The sequence below is a fragment of the Psychrobacter sp. NPDC064578 genome, from assembly GCF_044901245.1.
Lineage (GTDB): Bacteria > Pseudomonadota > Gammaproteobacteria > Pseudomonadales > Moraxellaceae > Psychrobacter > Psychrobacter cibarius_C.
The window spans coordinates 227,845-244,987 of record NZ_JBJDPI010000002.1; the positions used below are offsets into that span (position 1 = coordinate 227,845).

Annotated in this window: 17 protein-coding genes and 1 tRNA gene; 7 read left to right on the forward strand and 11 right to left on the reverse strand. The window is 42.8% G+C overall.

Going from position 1 to position 17,143, the window contains the following annotated elements:
• Nucleotides 1–10: 10 nt before the first annotated feature.
• The 4 genes from uppS to rimO all read right to left on the reverse strand — a co-directional run bounded on the left by uppS (nt 11) and on the right by rimO (nt 4,371).
• Nucleotides 11–769, reverse strand: a complete 759-nt coding sequence (gene uppS / locus ACI2JM_RS02860) for a polyprenyl diphosphate synthase (protein ID WP_060490684.1) — start codon at nt 767–769, stop codon at nt 11–13.
• Between the two features lie 313 nt (nt 770–1,082).
• Nucleotides 1,083–1,637 carry a ribosome recycling factor gene (gene frr, locus ACI2JM_RS02865; RefSeq protein WP_045451790.1) on the reverse strand — a complete coding sequence of 185 codons (555 nt, stop codon included), beginning with the start codon at nt 1,635–1,637 and terminating at the stop codon, nt 1,083–1,085.
• Nucleotides 1,638–1,809: 172 nt separating this feature from the next.
• Complete coding sequence (gene pyrH, locus ACI2JM_RS02870; RefSeq protein ID WP_045444979.1) at nt 1,810–2,535, reverse strand: UMP kinase; 726 nt, start codon at nt 2,533–2,535, stop codon at nt 1,810–1,812.
• Nucleotides 2,536–2,763: 228 nt separating this feature from the next.
• Nucleotides 2,764–4,371: a 30S ribosomal protein S12 methylthiotransferase RimO gene (gene rimO, locus ACI2JM_RS02875; protein ID WP_404641951.1), complete on the reverse strand. Its 1,608-nt coding sequence runs from the start codon at nt 4,369–4,371 to the stop codon at nt 2,764–2,766.
• Between the two features lie 135 nt (nt 4,372–4,506).
• Between rimO and ACI2JM_RS02880 the strand changes: the two genes are divergently transcribed.
• From ACI2JM_RS02880 to ACI2JM_RS02905, 6 genes are all read left to right on the forward strand, one after another.
• Nucleotides 4,507–5,949 carry a nitrogen regulation protein NR(II) gene (locus ACI2JM_RS02880; protein WP_404641953.1) on the forward strand — a complete coding sequence of 481 codons (1,443 nt, stop codon included), beginning with the start codon at nt 4,507–4,509 and terminating at the stop codon, nt 5,947–5,949.
• 83 nt (nt 5,950–6,032) lie between these two features.
• The gene (locus ACI2JM_RS02885; protein WP_404641955.1) at nt 6,033–7,871 is read left to right on the forward strand and encodes a sigma 54-interacting transcriptional regulator; all 1,839 of its coding nucleotides are present in this window, start codon (nt 6,033–6,035) and stop codon (nt 7,869–7,871) included.
• 215 nt (nt 7,872–8,086) lie between these two features.
• Nucleotides 8,087–8,171: transfer RNA gene (locus tag ACI2JM_RS02890), tRNA-Leu, on the forward strand.
• Nucleotides 8,172–8,512: 341 nt separating this feature from the next.
• Nucleotides 8,513–8,908 carry an outer membrane protein assembly factor BamE gene (locus ACI2JM_RS02895; protein WP_201539591.1) on the forward strand — a complete coding sequence of 132 codons (396 nt, stop codon included), beginning with the start codon at nt 8,513–8,515 and terminating at the stop codon, nt 8,906–8,908.
• 11 nt (nt 8,909–8,919) lie between these two features.
• Entirely contained in the window at nt 8,920–9,450 is a 531-nt protein-coding gene (locus ACI2JM_RS02900; protein ID WP_060490679.1) for a hypothetical protein, read from the forward strand.
• Nucleotides 9,447–9,872, forward strand: a complete 426-nt coding sequence (locus ACI2JM_RS02905; RefSeq protein WP_060490678.1) for a hypothetical protein — start codon at nt 9,447–9,449, stop codon at nt 9,870–9,872. Before ACI2JM_RS02900 ends, ACI2JM_RS02905 begins: the two co-directional genes overlap by 4 nt.
• 86 nt (nt 9,873–9,958) lie before the next feature.
• Here ACI2JM_RS02905 and ACI2JM_RS02910 read toward each other — a convergent pair whose 3' ends face one another.
• A complete protein-coding gene (locus ACI2JM_RS02910) occupies nt 9,959–10,981 on the reverse strand; it encodes a serine/threonine-protein kinase (protein ID WP_404641958.1) in 1,023 nt (340 codons plus the stop codon).
• A gap of 69 nt (nt 10,982–11,050) precedes the next feature.
• Here ACI2JM_RS02910 and ACI2JM_RS02915 point away from each other — a divergent pair, with 69 nt between their 5' ends.
• Nucleotides 11,051–12,013 carry an ATP-binding protein gene (locus tag ACI2JM_RS02915; RefSeq protein ID WP_404641960.1) on the forward strand — a complete coding sequence of 321 codons (963 nt, stop codon included), beginning with the start codon at nt 11,051–11,053 and terminating at the stop codon, nt 12,011–12,013.
• A 39-nt stretch (nt 12,014–12,052) separates the two neighbouring features.
• Here ACI2JM_RS02915 and ACI2JM_RS02920 read toward each other — a convergent pair whose 3' ends face one another.
• From ACI2JM_RS02920 to rarD, 6 genes are all read right to left on the reverse strand, one after another.
• A complete protein-coding gene (locus ACI2JM_RS02920) occupies nt 12,053–13,180 on the reverse strand; it encodes a ribonuclease Z (RefSeq protein WP_404641962.1) in 1,128 nt (375 codons plus the stop codon).
• A 32-nt stretch (nt 13,181–13,212) separates the two neighbouring features.
• Entirely contained in the window at nt 13,213–13,482 is a 270-nt protein-coding gene (locus tag ACI2JM_RS02925) for a hypothetical protein (protein WP_404641964.1), read from the reverse strand.
• 93 nt (nt 13,483–13,575) lie between these two features.
• Nucleotides 13,576–14,244, reverse strand: coding sequence for a glutathione S-transferase (locus tag ACI2JM_RS02930; RefSeq protein WP_045444962.1), 669 nt, complete (start codon nt 14,242–14,244; stop codon nt 13,576–13,578).
• Between the two features lie 199 nt (nt 14,245–14,443).
• Nucleotides 14,444–15,028 carry a hypothetical protein gene (locus tag ACI2JM_RS02935; protein ID WP_404641966.1) on the reverse strand — a complete coding sequence of 195 codons (585 nt, stop codon included), beginning with the start codon at nt 15,026–15,028 and terminating at the stop codon, nt 14,444–14,446.
• Nucleotides 15,029–15,112: 84 nt separating this feature from the next.
• The gene (locus tag ACI2JM_RS02940) at nt 15,113–15,514 is read right to left on the reverse strand and encodes a hypothetical protein (RefSeq protein WP_404641968.1); all 402 of its coding nucleotides are present in this window, start codon (nt 15,512–15,514) and stop codon (nt 15,113–15,115) included.
• 241 nt (nt 15,515–15,755) lie between these two features.
• Nucleotides 15,756–16,826: an EamA family transporter RarD gene (gene rarD / locus ACI2JM_RS02945; protein WP_060490672.1), complete on the reverse strand. Its 1,071-nt coding sequence runs from the start codon at nt 16,824–16,826 to the stop codon at nt 15,756–15,758.
• Nucleotides 16,827–17,143: the final 317 nt, after the last annotated feature.

The window sequence follows — 17,143 nt, forward strand, 5'->3', positions numbered from 1 at the left end:
CTTAACACCATTAACGACTTGCTTGCTCTATCACTATCTGCTCACTGGTTTTGCCAAAACGGCGCTGCCGCTGAGCAAACTCTTTTACCATTGCTGCCAGCTCATCGGCTGCAAAATTTGGCCATAATGTCTGGGTAAAGAATAGCTCGGCATAGGCTGACTGCCACAATAAAAAGTTAGAAATTCGGTATTCACCGCCTGTGCGTATCAGCATATCTACTGCTGGTGCATCTGCTAATTGCACATAGTTACCGAGCAATTCTTTATTAATATCATCAGCACGTAACTGACCAGCCTCTACTTGCTGCGCCAGCTGTTTTGCCGCATGGGCAATATCCCATTGCCCACCATAACTGATAGCGATGACTAGAGTCATGGCTTTAAAGTCTGCTGTTTTCGCTTCAGCGTCCGCCATTAATGCTTGCAAATCATCACTCAGCTGACTGCGGTCACCAATAAAACGTAGACGAATACGATACTCATTCATGCGTGGTATTTGCTCATGAATGGTCGAGGCTAACAGTTGCATGAGTAGTGCCACCTCACTGGGCGGGCGTTGCCAATTCTCACTAGAAAATGCAAATACCGTTAATACTTCGATACCCGTATTAACGCAATACTCGACGATAGGATCGAGTGCATCTTTGCCAGCCACATGCCCTTGGCCTTTGCCCAAATCATTGGCTTTACCATAACGATTGTTGCCATCCATGATGATAGCGATATGGCGTGGAAGAAGATCAGGAGCCAAAACGGCTGAAGTGGACATAGGCGAAAGTGCTTATTGTTGAGGTAAAATAATAATAACGGCTGCGATAACGATTAGAAAGCGTCATAACCATAATTCACAAACTTATCATAAACCCATCTATGGGCGTGATTTAGTTTGCAAGATAGCGCTTATAAAATACAGTTTACAAATCTGAGAAAGCCTATTGCCGTATCCGATTGATATAACATTGACGCTATTATCGGTCCCGTCTACACAATAATAAGCAGCCAATAGTACTGACAGATTGGCTGCTTATTATAAGGATATGACATAACGGATTTTTGTCTTACACGATCGAAAAACCAGTGCTTTACACGTCCATCAAGTCAGTTTCTTTTTTGCTCAAACGTTTATCGATGGTTTCGATATACTTGTCAGTGATTTTTTGAATGTCATCACTGGCACGGCGCTCGTCGTCTTCTGAGATCTCTTTCTCTTTGGCCAATTCTTTGATGTCATTCATCATGTCACGGCGAATATTACGGATAGAAACACGGCTACTTTCTGCTTCTCCACGCGCAAGCTTTTGCATGTCGCGGCGTGTCTCTTCTGTCAATGCAGGCATTGGCACACGAATCACATCGGCGGTCACTGGGTTGAGACCCAAATCTGCTTCGCGAATCGCCTTGTCAATTGCTTGTACCATGGTACGGTCAAACGGCTGAACCATGAGCGTACGTGAGTCTTCAACGTTGACACTCGCTACTTGATTCAAAGGTGTAGGCGACCCGTAGTAGCTAACCATCACGCCTGACAACATACCTGGATGTGCGCGCCCTGTACGGACTTTGCTAAAAGTGCTCTCAAGCGCTTCCAGTGTTTTTTGCATACGCGCTTCGCCGTCTTGCTTAATCTCTTTGATCATTAGATATCCTTATTTATCGCTATCGATAAATCATTCATTTGTTAGTAAATATACGGGTGTTCACTATTAATTATTAGCGACTGGTAGTTATTAACGACCAATCTAAGTTTAATAACTGGTATTCTCGTATTAATATTTAGAGCGTTCAGAGCGTTTAGAGTATTCAGGCAAATCAGTGATAAACGCGTGTGCCTTCATTTTCGCCCATGATGACGTTTAATAACGCATTAGGCTTGGTCATATCAAACACTTGTAGCGGCACGTTGTGCTCACGGCATAATGCAATGGCAGTTAAATCCATTACGCCAAGTTTTTGCTCTAATACTTCATCAAAAGTTAAACCATCATATTTAACTGCATCGTCATGTAAGCTTGGGTCTTTGTCATAAACGCCATCTACTTTGGTGGCTTTTAGAATTAAGCCCGCTTCAATTTCAATACCACGTAAGCAAGCAGCAGTATCAGTGGTAAAGAAAGGGTTGCCCGTACCAGCAACAAAGATACATACTTCACCATTTTTGAGATAGCGAATGGCATTACGGCTGCTATAGCTTTCGGTCACTTCACCGATTGGCAAGGCTGACATCAAGCGGGTTTTAATATTGCGGCGCTCAAGCGCATCACGCATCGCCAGACCGTTCATAACGGTTGCTAACATACCCATTTGATCACCAGTCACACGGCCGACTAAGCCTTCTTGTTGCAACTGCGCGCCGCGATATAAGTTACCGCCGCCGACCACGATACCGACTTGAACACCAAGACCACGCAAATGGGCGATAGACAAGCTCATCTTATCGAGCACTTCGCTATCAATTCCCATCTCTTTGCCACCAGCTAAGGCTTCACCAGAGAGTTTCAGCAAGATACGAGAGTAACGCGGGTTTTTGTCAGACATGAGGTCACCTTGTTAGCATTAAATTATAATTAAAATGAGCGGTAAAACACAAATAGAGTTTGCCTTCGAATTTACTCGAAGTGTCATCACCGAGGTACTATATAGGAAGCACCGCAACTGATGACAAACGTGTAAAAAGGCTAAATTGCGCTAATTGTAGCAAAAACTGCCCGCGATTGGGCAATTTTCACTCGTATATTGTAGTGACTAATCAGCTACAGTGACTGCTTAGCCTTTGTAACTGGCAAACAAATCATATTCGCTAGCGTCGTCAATCGTAACCGTTAGGAATTGTCCGACCTTAACTTGAGCGGTAATCTCATCAACGTAGACATGACCATCAATCTCTGGTGCATCAGCGTAGCTACGGCAAATCGCAATGCCCTCTTCACTATCAATCTCATCGACCAATACCATTAAGGTTTTACCGACTTTCTCTTGTAGCTTTTGCGCTGAGATGTCTTGTTGCAGCGTCATAAAACGCTCATAGCGCTCTTGCTTAATCTCTTCTGGCACATGATTTGGCAGGTCATTAGCCACTGCGCCTTCGACTTCTGAATAGGTAAATGCGCCAACACGATCAAGGCGAGCTTCTACTAACCAATCAAGCAGGCATTGGAAATCTTCTTCTGTCTCGCCAGGGAAGCCAACAACGAAGGTTGAGCGAATGACGATATCAGGGCAAATCTCACGCCATGCATGGATACGCGCCAAGGTGTTTTCGCTATGCGCTGGGCGTTTCATCGCTTTTAGGATGCGGTGGCTGGCATGTTGAAACGGAATATCGAGATAAGGCAGTAGCTTTTTCTCGCCCATTAGCTCAACCACTTTATCGACATGCGGATACGGATAGACATAATGCAAGCGCACCCAAATGCCTAAGTCATTTAAGGCTTGGCACAAGTCATAAAACTTCGACTTCAGCGGCATACCATTCCAAAAACTGGTCTTATATTTCAAATCTAGACCATAAGCAGAGGTATCTTGCGAAATAATAAGCAATTCTTTCACGCCAGCATTTTTCAGCGCCAGCGCTTCATTCATCACGCTATCAATCGGACGTGAAACCAAGTCTCCACGTAAGCTTGGAATGATGCAGAAAGTACAACGATGGTTACAGCCTTCCGATATTTTTAGATAAGCATAATGGCTTGGCGTCAATTTGATACCCGCCTCATTAATCAAATCTATCTTTGGATCATAACTAGCGTCCTGACTGCGGTCAGGCTTGGGCACATGCAGCGAAACGGCTCTAATGACCTCATCATAAGCATGCGCGCCAGTTACTGCCAATACAGCGGGATGCATTTCACGGATTTTATCTGCTTCTTTACCCAAGCAACCTGTGACGATGACTTTACCGTTTTTGCTAATCGCTTCGCCGATGGCATCAAGCGACTCTTGTACTGCTGACTCAATAAAACCGCAAGTATTCACGACAACTAGATCTGCACCTTCGTAATCACTCGCCACTTGATAACCATCACGGCTAAGCTCAGTGATAATGCGCTCGCTATCTACCAGTGCTTTTGGGCAACCTAGTGACACAAACCCAATCTTTGGCGCTGCATTCACTGGCGCATTTTCAGTCGATAAAGCACCTGAAGTCACATCGCTGCTTTGCTCAATGCTACGGTTTTGATTGTGATTGGCTTTATGATGGTAAGGTTGGTTAGTGTTTGCTTGACTAACATCTGCCTGATTGTCTTGTGCTATATTTGGTTTGGCAGGATTAAAAACGGTGGCAGTGTCTTTTAACATAGAATCTGTTGGCGTAGAAATTGACGGTGAGGTAGTAACAGTCGTATTAACCGACTCGGTAGAAGTGTTGGGCATGGCTGACCTTGCTAGAGATAAATTGGCTGTGCGCATTGTACGTTTTTTTTGCAAAAATCGCCAGTTTTGCCTCTCTATAGTGTTGATTTATGGTTAAATATTATATCGCGTCTTCTTTTATTCTAGGCAATAGCCATGACAACCCATTTGACAACTGTAAAACCGACACCTGACTTAGCATTTATGTCACAGCATTTGTTCACCGCTATTTTATGGATCAATGATGATTTATCGATCACTTGGCTAAATGCCCAAGCCGAACAACTACTCGCTATTAGTAGTGGACGCTTACTGGGTCAGTCTATATTGACCCTGCTTGCATCCGAAGCATCCAAAGCATCCAAAACGTTGAAATCAGCCGATAGCAATTATGACAGTGATAACCATGACAACCATGACAACCATATAACTGTCGATAAAAGTAGTGGTGAAGATATCCATGAACAACCGTGCTCTTTGAAAGAACGATTTCAGCAAGCAAAGCAGTATCAACAACCCTTTATCGATCATGATCACCTTATCAGCACACCGCTAAATGGTAATTTATCATTCTCGGTTGATTATAGCGTGACCCCTGTCATTTATGAGCAGCAACCTTATTTTATTATTGAGATGTGGGGTAAGGATCGCCAAAGTCGCATATCAGAGGAGCAACGCCAGCAGCAACAATATAATGTTGCCCGTCATATGCTGCGCTCGGTCGCTCATGAAATCAAAAATCCGCTGGCCGGTATTCGCGGGGCGGCGCAATTATTACAGCGGCAATTCATCAAATTCAGTGACACCTCGCCTCTTAATAGTGCTCCTCCTGCTATTATTGGTACAAACCCTATGGTAAACCCGAATAGCCATCTGCAAAAAACGGCTGAAAAACTGCGCAATTATACTGATATCATCATCTCAGAAACGGACCGTCTAACCCATCTTATTGGGAAATTCCTTGGCTCCAATCAATTACCAAATTGGCAAACGCTAAATATCCATGAGCCACTGGAGCATGTTTTATCTTTGGTCGTCAATCAATATCCGCAAGTGGCGCTACAGCGCGATTATGACTTGTCATTGCCTGAGTTATGCGCTGATAAAGATCAGCTAATACAAGTGTTTTTAAATCTGATTAATAATGCCTGTGAATCGATGACTGAGTTTGAGCAAACGCTGCAGCAAAGAGAGTTGTCCGAGCCTAAGGTGCAACAACCTGTCACTTCACAAACGAGTAATAACGACAGCAACAGTTACAAGCCAACGCTACACATTCAAACCCGAATTGCCTTTCAACATACCATTGCTGGGCAACAGCACAAGCAAGTGCTACAAATCAATATTGCCGATAACGGTTCAGGCATTGATCCTGCATTGATCGGACAGATATTTTTCCCAATGGTGACCAGCCGTGCCGCAGGAACGGGGCTAGGATTGTCTATCGTGCAAGATATCATCAGTCATCACCATGGTATGATTGACGTGAGCTCTCAGCAATCAAAAAGCCTGAACGACAGCCTTAAAAATGACCATAACCATCAACACACCAGTTTTACGCTGTACTTGCCTTTCAATCAGCCAGCGCACCATGCTTAAAACAGCCAGCACCCAAAGCTTAGAAACCATGACCTAACCTATGAAACAATCACCCTGAATCACTTGCTTATTAGGCCTGATAAATGACTGCATACAATGACCACGCCACATCTAACAGCGACAATCAAGGCTCTGCCCAAACATCAGACAATCAAGAATCTAGTAACCGAGAGTCTGATAACCAAGAACCTGATAACCAAGCTACGAAAGTAACGGTCAATAATGCACCTGATACTAATCCTGCAACGTTATGGCTCATCGATGACGATGCAGCCCTGCGTTTGGTGTTGGCAGATACTTTTGAAGACGCAGGCTTAAACGTTATTAGCTTTACTCAAGCACAAGCGGCGTGGACACGCCTCAACGATATTTTGCAACAGCAGGAATCAGCCGCTCAGTTGCCCGATGTGATATTGACCGATATTCGTATGCCCATGATGGATGGTTTGTCTTTTAGCGATTGGGTACATGAGCACTTCCCTAAGCTGCCCATTGTCATTATGACGGCGCATTCCGACCTCACTTCTGCTATTAACAGCTATCAAACAGGTGCTTTTGAATATCTGCCAAAACCTTTTGACTTAGATGATGCGGTCGTCACGATTTATAAAGCCATTAATTATCAGCCCAATATGCTGGCAGCGGCGGCAGCAAACTCTACAGCTGAATCTGCTCCGAAGACCATTACCAAAAATTCATCAGATACTTTACCAAATATCAAGGTAAAACCTGATACCAAGCCCAAGCTTGCTAGCAAGGCTACTCTGGTCAGCAAAACCAATAAAACATCCAGCCCTAAAATCAAAGTTAAACCTGCCATCAGCGCTAATGACAATCCAAGTGGCATCATTGGACAATCTCAAGCGATGCAGACGGTGTTTCGTGCCATTGGGCGCTTAGCGCACTCACCTATTACCGTCTTAATTACTGGTGAATCAGGCACGGGTAAGGAATTGGTCGCCAGTGCGTTGCACCAGCATTCACCGCGTCACCATCAGCCTTTTATTGCCCTAAATATGGCCGCCATTCCACATGATTTGATTGAATCTGAATTATTCGGTCACGAAAAAGGGGCGTTTACTGGTGCGACGACGACGCGACAAGGTCGTTTTGAGCAAGCGGATGGTGGGACATTATTTCTAGATGAAATTGGCGATATGCCTTATAGCACCCAAACTCGGCTGCTACGAGTACTGGCCAATGGTGAGTTTTTTCGCGTCGGTGGACAGCAGCCGGTCAAAGTGAATGTACGCATCATTGCCGCTACTCATCAAAACTTAGAAGAACTGGTCAAACAAGGCAAATTCCGTGAAGATCTGTTTTATCGCCTCAATGTAATTCGCTTGCCGTTGCCGCCATTACGGACACGACCTGAAGACATTCCAGCATTAGCCCATTACTTTATGCAGCGGGCTGCTGAACAGATGAACAGTGCAGAGAAACAGCTGCATCCGACAGCGCTACACATCATGCAGGCTTTTGAGTGGCGTGGCAATGTCCGCCAACTTGAGAATGTCTGCCTTTGGTTGACGGTGATGGCCACAGGCGACACCGTGATGGTGGATGATTTGCCACCAGAGCTGCTTGAAAATATCTCGTCTGATTTAGAAGCGTATCAAGAGCAAAGTCAGCCTACACAAGCTATGACTCACAATGAGCAAATACGCCCTCATTCCCACAGTTCAAGTTGGCAACAAGCATTGGCTGCTTGGGCTGAGCAATCTCTACAAACAGGAGAAACCGATATCTTGCAGACGGCAACCCCTGAGTTTGAACGCGTTTTATTGACGGCAGCGCTCAACCATAGTGGTGGCAAAAAGATCGCTGCTGCTAATTTACTCGGTTGGGGGCGCAATACCCTGACACGTAAATTACAGCAATTAGATATTTCTTCAGCAGAAGGGCAAAATAATCGTTATTAAAGGCGCAAACTCATAAACATGAATACCATTCATATCAATAGCTTATAAAAATAAGTGAAAATAAATGATAAATATTTAAAAATAATTGCAAATAGGGGTTGCCAAACGTTTCAAACTCTATATAATAACCAACCACTGAGACGCACTACCGAATCAGTTAACTGTCTATATTGTGTTTGAGTTTAAACGCTAATAATGATAGAGTAACGGAAAATGGGGCTGTGGCGGAATTGGTAGACGCACCAGATTTAGGTTCTGGCGCCGCAAGGTGTGAGAGTTCGAGTCTCTCCAGCCCCACCATTTTCGGATAGTACATCTTAGACCAAATATCAAAGCCTGCTTTTTAGCAGGTTTTTTTGTGTCTGTATTTTGTCGGAAAACAAACACTCACTTCAAAACTAATTCAGATCTCCTTCGCTTTTCTTTAATACCAGATTAGTATTTTGGAATAAAAACCCACACCCATCTAATAATTACAATAAAACAATATTTATAATTAATTAGTAATACTAACGACTAATTGTTTACATTAGTTAACTTTTTGTTTACATTACCCTTGACAGGCTTAGGTATGAGATATTCTATAAACATCATACTTAAATAAAAGAGTTAAGTTTATTGATAGTCCAAAAGGAAAGATAATGAAAACTATAGTTGCCTTGTTGGCTGCCCTATCATTGGTTGGTTGTGTTTCAGCATCTGAGCATGCTGCCCAAGTCCAAAACAATGGAAACATCTCTGTAGGGGTTGTTCAAAAACAGATTAAAGTTGGAATGAGTGGCGCAGATGTGTTGCAGGCACTTGGCTCACCAAATATGGTTTCTACTGACGACAAAAGAAGAGAAGTTTGGGTTTACGATAAGGTAGCAACAGATACCGTGCAGTCATCAAGTACAGGCTGGGTATTTGCTGTTTTAGCTGGTGGCCAGACTAGCTCAGGAGCATCGTCTAGATCACAAAGAACGCTGACTATCATAATAAAATTTGATGAGCAAAACTTGGTAAGAGACTTTGCATACCATTCCTCAAAATTCTAAAGGCCAGCTAAATGAAAAAACTGAAATATATATTTGTTGCTTGTGCCTTAGGAATAACAGGCTGTGCAACCACTCCACCAGAAAACTTATTTCAAGTAGCAGAGACCTCATTACAAGATCGACAAATGCAATCGAGATTTTTTGAAACAAGCAACGAGGTAGAGCTTCTTTCGGCTGGGGTAGCTGTGTTACAAGACATGGGATATTCAATAGATGAAACAGAGACAAAATCAGGTGTTGTGACCGCATCTAAAACTGTAGATGCTACTAACAATGCGCAGATAGCGGGTGCTGTATTACTAGCGGTACTTGGTGGCGGAAACATGTCGATTGATAGCCAGCAACAGATAAAAGTTAGTTTCGTAACATTACCGTCTAAAAACAATAAAAATGGTTATTTAGCTAGAGCTACTTTTCAACGCATTGTGACGAATACACAAGGACAGGTAACCAAAGCCGAAACAATGAAAACAGAAGAGCTATATGCTGAATTCTTTAACAAACTATCTAAATCAGTATTCTTAGAGGCTCAAAAAATATGAATACATTAAAAATAGCTTTATTCGCAGCTTGTCTAACTTTGATTACTGGTTGCGCTACAACTCATGATGCCAGAATTTTAGGCGCTGACAATCAAGTAGAATTACGTAGTATGCAAACTAGATCTTTTGATACTAGTGATAAAACTGTAGTTGTTAGAAATGTCATATCAACGTTACAGGATTTGAGCTTTGTAATTGATAAGGCTGATACCGACCTTGGTACTGTTTCAGCGACGAGATTGTATAATGGCAACAAGGTTAGAATGACTGTAACCGCGAGACCGTCTTCTTCTAGCAAGTCTGTAATCGTTAGAGCTAACGCTCAGTACAACCTAAAGCCAATTGAGAATCCTAAAATATATCAAGATTTCTTCTCATCTTTATCGAAGTCGCTTTTCTTATCAGATAATGCTGTAGAGTAAAACATAATATCCTAACCATTAAAAATAAAAAAAACTCACTAAATAGTGGGTTTTTTATTTAACTCCTTCCACATAAAACTGTACTCTTAGTAAATTCGTAATTGCTCTAAACTCTTCAACACCTCTTCCATACTCTGATACCTTCTCTCCACCCGCTTTGCCAATGCTTTATTAATGATACCTTGATAGTGACTATATTCTAACGGTAAGGTTGGAATAGGCTGTTGGCAATGCTGAATCGCCCATGCTTTTAATTTGTCATTACTGTTAGCACATATCTGAAACGGTCGCTTGCCTGTTAGTATTTCAACCATCATAATACCAAACGCATAGATATCACTTTGCACTGTCGCACTCTGACTCTTACTTTGCCAGCGTTCAGGGGCAAGATACGCTGGTGTACCAGCAAGACTAGTCTCTATTGATTTACTAATTGGCTTAGCTAAGGCAAAATCGTTTAACAATAAATCAGCCTTGATACAGCTATTATCCGCATGATTTGGCAAAAAATCATCTAGCAAAATATTACTGGGCTTAATATCATTATGTAACCAGCCAGCACTATGTAGAGTGGCGATAAGGTGCGCAGATTGCACCATAAAATGATGCTTTCGTTGAGAATTTAATAACGAATGATTTCGAACATTAAGCTGAGTTGCTAAGCTACCACTGGGATAATATGGCATGGTGAGTATCGTCAGCTGCGAAAACTGATCTAGTACCTGTACCCTTAGAGTTTCATAAGCGAGCATTGGCGGAGCAATAGCAAAAAGACTGTCTTGAAATCTATTTTGATTGGCTGATAAATTATTGATAGATTTTAGAACACCGATTTCATGGGTTAAGCCAGCCAAATTTTGATTGCTAGCAGCCGTTAACTGCCATTTAATCATCACTCGACCAAATTGTGGATGCTGGGCACGCGTCAAGCCTTGAAAGTCATTCTCGTTATTCTGAGCTTGCTGGCTGATGCGCTGATGCGAAATCTCGCTATAATTCAAGCTTGAGAATAACGTAGTCAATGTTGGCAACATTTGCTGCGCTTGCATTTGTAATGCTTGTTTTGCACACGCTTTTGCATTAGAGGAATTACTGGCACTATTTTTCATGGTAAAGTGATACCTCTATATAGCTAGTATGCCGAACGTCATTTTAATTTTTATGAGCGACTGAGTATTATGCCCCAATCCACTAAGCCTGTTACGAATTACGCCCTACCCGACCATTTATTGGATTTACTCGGACAGTATCTACAAGAGCAAGTCACGCCAACTATCGAGATTGACCCTGCACAGTTGGCCTATCGCTGGGTCGGTGGTCATAATGGACATTTGGAGCCATTGGCAGTGAACTTATTTTTAAGTTTAGATGATTTGCATGGTATCGATACGCAAAAGGCAAAACTGGTACAAAACACACGGCAATTTCTAAAGGGCTATCCTGCCAATCATGTCTTAATGACAGGGACACGTGGTGCTGGCAAATCATCACTGATTCGGGCATTGCTACAAGCCTATCATAGTGAGGGACTGCGCATTATTGAAATTGCCCGTGATGACCTGCGCGTGCTTGATAAGATACGTGCCGCCATTAATGCGTTACCAGCGGATTGTGGCTGTCATTATGTGGTGTACTGTGATGACTTGGCGTTTAACGGTCAAGATGAAAGTTATCGGACATTAAAAAGCGTATTGGACGGCTCGCTAGACTCAGAGCAAGACAAGCTACTGGTCTATGCGACCAGTAATCGCCGTCATCTATTGCCTCAGCTAATGAAAGACAATGTCAATATTTATAACGGTCAAACCGATGAGGTCAATCCTTATGAAACCATTGATGAGACGGTATCGCTGTCTGATCGCTTTGGGCTTTGGTTGTCCTTTCATCCAATGGATCAAAATACCTATTTACACATCGTGCGCCATTATTTATCACTTTCGCCAAACCGCCATCTAGATAATGCGAATGACGTTAAAGAAAGTAATAATGAAGAAAAAAATAAGACGCTAACTGATAACATCAGAGCAGCAGCGTTGCGCTGGGCATCAGAGCGCGGTGGACGTTCAGGACGTGTGGCATATCAGTTTAGCCGCTACTGGATAGGACAGACACGATTAGCAGCTGAAGACAATCCATTGTAAAGCTTCATTAAAAGTTATGTTTATGATGACGCTCAGTGCTTAACGACCGCGTGCAGAACCCAAATATTGTACGCGGTTATTTTCGTTAATACCTGCCAAGTCAACGGCACCATCGACCATATATTGGTCAAAATCGGCTGCCAACCATAAATTACCTTGATAAACACTTTCGGCATCCAAGCGAATATGCGCCATGTTGGGCGTGCTGCTATTAGGATTATCAAAGCTTTGATAACGAGCGCTGAAGTGAGTCAAAATTAGATTATTTACGCCACTATTTTCTACAAAACCCGCCACCGATTGCGCACTACTATGCATTGGATCAAACTCTGGATTTTTGCCTTGAATCTTAGTCAACACCTCATGCGTATACGTCGCTTCATGCACCAATAAATCCGTATCAACCAACGCCGCAGTGAGAGACGCTGGCGTATCGTTATCACCAGCCACCACTACTCGCGTTCGTGATAGTTCATCATTGACATAATCTACTGCACATAACTGCTGACCATCTCCAGTGATGACATCGTGACCTTGTTGCAATTTACCCCATAGCGCGCTTGCAGGAATACCTTGCGCTAGCAGTTTATCCGTATCAAGCGTGCGATGATGGATAGTCTGCGTGATACCAAATGCATGAGAAGCAACCCGATGTGACAGCGTCGTGATATCGATATCAAGCTGATGTTGGTCGCTTAAGCGAATATTTACCTTGTTTGTATCACTTTGCTCAGACAGTACCTCTTCAATGGCTACAAAATTGAGAGCAAAGGGTAAATACAATTCCGTGGTTAAGGTAATGGCTTCGAGCAATGTCGCGATGGCTTTGGGAGCAATCAGGATCAATGGCTCATGGCGTCCTGACATCGCGGCACTTGCCAACAGTCCTGGCAGACCATAACAATGATCGCCATGCACATGGGTGATACAGATAGCGGCTAGTTGATGCAAAGACAGTTTGGTATGTAACAGTTGCTGCTGCGTGCCTTCACCGCAATCCATCAGTAGCCATGGACGCGATTTTTTATTTTGATTGGCATTCTGTGGTTGATTGCCCTGCTGTGAACCAGAGGTATGAGGATTCAGACATTCAATCGCCAGTGCAGTCACATTACGCTGCTTGGTTGGCACACCAGCAGAGGTACCCAAAAAAGTCAGCTTCAACATAGATTACCTCTCTTACACATGATACTTATCTGCTATGACAATTGGCACATCATGGTTTTTTGCGCTGCAACCATCTGCCCACCATTGGCCGTACATTCACTGACTATATTGGACTCATAAGATTTCCAGCCGCCATAAAAGCTGGCCACACACAATATAACCACGAGCAATTTTTGTGACCATGCTTTAATGGATACCTGCTGATGGTTCACATTGTCAGCAGTAGTATCAAGCGCGGGCTTAGCAGCAATGCCAGTATCAACATCAGTATGCTTGTTATGCGATTTATTTAAGTCTGTCATTTCTTATCCTAAAAAAGGTTTTGTCTATGAATAAACAAAACCCTTCATTTTAATATCAAATCAGTCATTTATGAACGATTAAATGCGCCGCTTTTAGAACTGCAAACGACCACCCTTTTCTTCTGCACGCTTAAAGGCATCACGCTCTTCACAGCGTTTTAGCCAAATTAAGATATTGGCATATTTACTGCTATCTAATCCTGTACCAGCATTAGCACCTACAACCGCAAGATGCATTTGGATATCAGCGGCACTAAATTCAGCCCCTGCAAACCAATGATTGTCTTGCAAATGCTGCTCCATCATCGCCAATATAGCATCTAGACTTTTGCTTATCATATTTTTTTCGACTTGATTGCGGATGCTTTTGCTCACAGGCTTGATGAGCATGGGCGACTGCTCGACCACTTTGGTAAATACCAAACGCATGACCAATGGCGGCATCACGGATGCTTCAGCGAAATGTAACCAAAACGTGTAAGCCTCCCACGCCGCTTCATTATCATCCGCAGGCTTGAACTGTTTCTCGCTATCATAATGCTTCAACAAGTATTCGATAATAAAACCTGATTCGATGAGCACACGGTCATTTACTTCTAACATGGGTGCATGACCGAGCGGATGTATTTTTTTTAAACTGTCAGGCGCGCGGTATGCTTTATTGCGCTCATAGCAAGTCAATTGATAATCGACGCCAAGCTCTTCTAACAGCCAAATAATACGAAATGAGCGCGAATTTGCTAAATGATGAAGGTGTAACATAAACCATCCTAGTTATAATGTGAATAAGTCATAATATGTATAGTTGGTGCCACGCATTTCATTGGTAAACGTTGTTAAGCGTGGCAGCAATGCTATCGATAATAGCGTAATTAATGCCTCTTTAACACAGAAACTGTGTAGAGTAATGACGAAAAATACTGCCTGCTAAGTCAAATCTATATCGACTTGCTGGCAGGCGCTACTTTGAATGCAGCTCTTCAATTTTGCGTGTCATCTTATGTATTTTTTGCTGATACTTTCTAATTTTACGGAAACGATGCGCGGTTAATACACCTTTAATACGGCGGTTTTTCAGACGGCGACGTGGCGGGAAGCTACCTACTTGTGGCTCATTATAACCATGCAAACGGCCATCACGCTTACGTGCCAAATAACCAAGCGCACTATCCACAATCATCATCAACAACGCGACAAAAATCATGCCGTACATAAATAAAGAGCCGCCCTCATCGATACTTTGATGCAAAATCGTGATGGAAAATATGAATAAAAATATCGGCTCAAGGTAGCATAAGGTGCCAAATAATGAGACGGGCAGCTTTTGGCTGGCAACCATGGTCAACGACATCGCAGCCGTACTGATAATGCCTAATAGTGGCAACAGATACCAAAACTTATCGGTAGATATCGCCAGCGCAAACCCGCCATTGAGATATAAAGCAATCAACACCACCGGCGTCAATAACACAAGGTCAGAGATAAGCCCTGTAATCGGCGGCACTGCCAATTTACGACGCAGTAGATAATAAGGCGGATAACCCAAGCAAACAAATAAAGTCGCCCAAGAAATACTGCCGTACTGAAAGACGTCATAAGCAATACCTGCGCCTGCACAAATGGTGGCAATCTATTGTAACAAGCTCATGTCTTCGTTATAAAAAAACCGACCAACCATAATCATAATCATTGGATATAAAAAGTAACCCAATGTCACCTCAAGTCCCAAATCATTGACAGGTGCCCACATAAATATCCAGATTTGCGCGCCCAATATTGGTGTGGGTATGATAAATAAAAACCATTCTTTGGGCGTCTTTAGAGTTTTTAGATAATCAAAAATATGCTGCCACTGCTTAAGCACACTAATCAGCAGCACCAGACTCAATAGCATCATCAGTACGCGCCAAGAAGCGACTTGCGTCCCTGACAACGGCTGCATCAATAGACCAAATAAGAATAGCAATGAATATAAAAAATTTGCTGCCACTGCGGCGATGGTACCTTGCGACGTTTGATTCTTGGTAAGCATAACGACAACCTTGAAAAATGAGCGCACGTCCTTGGCAATTTTAGAAAAAAACAAAAGCCTCCGACGCGGACGTCGAAGGCTTTTTGATCTATAAACTCTGTTATCTACAACACAATCATATAAGATTGAGATAAATACTTGGAATATATCGTGTTTATCTTATGGTCAGTATTATGTCAAAGTCAGAATAGATAAGCAATACACCTGCTTCACTAAAGCGTTCACCTACCCATTCAGCATCTTACTTTGCACTCAACTGCTCGATTTTTTGCTGTATTCTATCCATCTTTTTTTGATAGCGCCGAATCTTGCGAAAACGATGCGCGGTTAAAACCCCATCAATACGCTGATCTATGAAACGACGACGCGGCGGAAACCCACCCACTTGTGGCTCTCGATAGCCATGCAAATGATTGTCACGGCGGCGCTTAAGATAACCTTTTATACTATCAGCAATCATCACCAGTAATGCCAAACTTACCATACCATACATGAACAAAGAGCCGCCCTCATCGAGGCTTTGACTTAGAACGGTGATGGATAAAACAAACAGCAGCATAGGTTCGACATAGCTTAATGCCCCAAATAATGACACGGGTAATTTACTACTGGCAATCATGGTTAAGGACATCGCCAGTGCACTAAAGGCTCCTAGCAGTGGTAATAAATACCAGAACTTGATGTCCTGTGCTGCCGTACTAAAGCCACCGCTAAAATACAACATAATGAGCACCACTGGCGTTAACAAAGCCAAATCAGACAACAGCCCTGTGATAGGCGGCACAGCCAGTTTACGCCGCAATAGATAATAAGGTGGATAGCCCAAGCACACAAACAACGTTACCCAAGATACTGAGCCATATTGAAAGATATCATAGCCAATACCTAAGGCTGCACATAGCGCGGCCACCCACTGCAACGCACTCATATGCTCGTGATAAAAAAATCGACCAAGTACAATCATCACCAGCGGTAATAAAAAATAGCCCAAGGTGACATCCAGACCAAAGCCATTGACTGGTGCCCACATAAATAGCCAAATTTGACCACCCAAAATCGGTGTGGGCAAAATAAATATCAGCCACTCTTTCGGAGTTTTTAAGGTTTTGAGATAATCAAAAACGTGTTGCCATTGCTTGGTAAAACTGACCAACAATAGCAAACTTAGCAGCATCATGAGCACGCGCCATGAGGCTACCTGCGTACCTGTCAAAGGCAGCATAAATAGCCCAAACACGAACATCATCGAAAATAAAAAGCTCGATGATATCGAAGCAAGGGTTCCTTGAAAAGTTTGATTGGTCGAGAGCATAACAACAGCCTTAAAAAATAGAACTTTATGGGCATTATTTATAAAAAATTAGAGCAGCAGAAACTTAGGGCGTGTCATCAATTAGATTGTGAGGCTTAAAATGAGAAAAATTGTAGATAAACAAGGAAGCAATTGCCGTTAATATGAACATATTGACAAAATTGCTGACGATGTTTAGCAAAATTTAGCCATTTTAAGACCACTAAACGTACTAATGTGCTAATTGATGACACACCCTAAAGGCAGACTCTAACAATAGATAACATACAGAAAAAAATAAAAGCCTCCGACGATAACGTCAGAGGCTTTTTATAGAA

Excerpts from the sequence above, each read along its gene's own strand:
- pyrH (WP_045444979.1), bottom strand. The coding sequence starts at position 2,535 with ATGTCTGACAAAAACCCGCGTTACTCTCGTATCTTGCTGAAACTCTCT.
- ACI2JM_RS02880 (WP_404641953.1), top strand. The coding sequence starts at position 4,507 with ATGACAACCCATTTGACAACTGTAAAACCGACACCTGACTTAGCATTT.
- ACI2JM_RS02900 (WP_060490679.1), top strand. The coding sequence starts at position 8,920 with ATGAAAAAACTGAAATATATATTTGTTGCTTGTGCCTTAGGAATAACA.
- frr (WP_045451790.1), bottom strand. The coding sequence starts at position 1,637 with ATGATCAAAGAGATTAAGCAAGACGGCGAAGCGCGTATGCAAAAAACA.
- ACI2JM_RS02930 (WP_045444962.1), bottom strand. The coding sequence starts at position 14,244 with ATGTTACACCTTCATCATTTAGCAAATTCGCGCTCATTTCGTATTATT.
- rarD (WP_060490672.1), bottom strand. The coding sequence starts at position 16,826 with ATGCTCTCGACCAATCAAACTTTTCAAGGAACCCTTGCTTCGATATCA.
- rimO (WP_404641951.1), bottom strand. The coding sequence starts at position 4,371 with ATGCCCAACACTTCTACCGAGTCGGTTAATACGACTGTTACTACCTCA.
- ACI2JM_RS02905 (WP_060490678.1), top strand. The coding sequence starts at position 9,447 with ATGAATACATTAAAAATAGCTTTATTCGCAGCTTGTCTAACTTTGATT.
- ACI2JM_RS02915 (WP_404641960.1), top strand. The coding sequence starts at position 11,051 with ATGCCCCAATCCACTAAGCCTGTTACGAATTACGCCCTACCCGACCAT.
- ACI2JM_RS02920 (WP_404641962.1), bottom strand. The coding sequence starts at position 13,180 with ATGTTGAAGCTGACTTTTTTGGGTACCTCTGCTGGTGTGCCAACCAAG.
- ACI2JM_RS02895 (WP_201539591.1), top strand. The coding sequence starts at position 8,513 with ATGAAAACTATAGTTGCCTTGTTGGCTGCCCTATCATTGGTTGGTTGT.
- ACI2JM_RS02940 (WP_404641968.1), bottom strand. The coding sequence starts at position 15,514 with ATGCTTACCAAGAATCAAACGTCGCAAGGTACCATCGCCGCAGTGGCA.
- uppS (WP_060490684.1), bottom strand. The coding sequence starts at position 769 with ATGTCCACTTCAGCCGTTTTGGCTCCTGATCTTCTTCCACGCCATATC.
- ACI2JM_RS02925 (WP_404641964.1), bottom strand. The coding sequence starts at position 13,482 with ATGACAGACTTAAATAAATCGCATAACAAGCATACTGATGTTGATACT.
- ACI2JM_RS02885 (WP_404641955.1), top strand. The coding sequence starts at position 6,033 with ATGACTGCATACAATGACCACGCCACATCTAACAGCGACAATCAAGGC.
- ACI2JM_RS02910 (WP_404641958.1), bottom strand. The coding sequence starts at position 10,981 with ATGAAAAATAGTGCCAGTAATTCCTCTAATGCAAAAGCGTGTGCAAAA.